General features: G+C 58.5%; 1 protein-coding gene. It reads right to left on the reverse strand.

The genetic code is table 11. The features are described 5' to 3' along the window. The coding region (locus EN879_RS38690; RefSeq protein ID WP_164774979.1) for a type II toxin-antitoxin system RatA family toxin at positions 1–393 on the reverse strand (393 nt) is incomplete at both ends.

The following is a 393-nucleotide window of genomic DNA, read 5'->3' on the forward strand; positions in this document are numbered from 1 at the left end:
GGCTTCGGCGAACATGCGGAAGGCACGATCGAACATGGTTCCCATGACCGCGCCCAGAATACGGCTCTTGAACTCGTAGTCGATGAAGAAGCGGACGGCGCAACCGGCGCCGTCGGGTTCGAAACGCCAGACATTGCTCAAATATTTGAACGGCCCGTCGATGTACTTCACGTCGATGGTGTTCTCGTCGGGCTTCAGCAGTACCTGCGTCGTGAAGGTTTCGCGGATCGCCTTGTAGCCGATGCTCATGTCGGCAAGGAGAACGGTACGCCCGTCACGCTCCTTGCGCGAGCGAACCGTCAGCGCTTCGCAAAGCGGCAGGAATTGCGGATAGGATTCAACATCGGCGACCAAAGCGAACATCTGCTCGGGTGTATGGGATACGCGTCGGGT

It is taken from the genome of Mesorhizobium sp. M7A.F.Ca.AU.002.02.1.1, assembly GCF_003998535.1.
Taxonomy (GTDB): Bacteria; Pseudomonadota; Alphaproteobacteria; order Rhizobiales; family Rhizobiaceae; genus Mesorhizobium; species Mesorhizobium ciceri.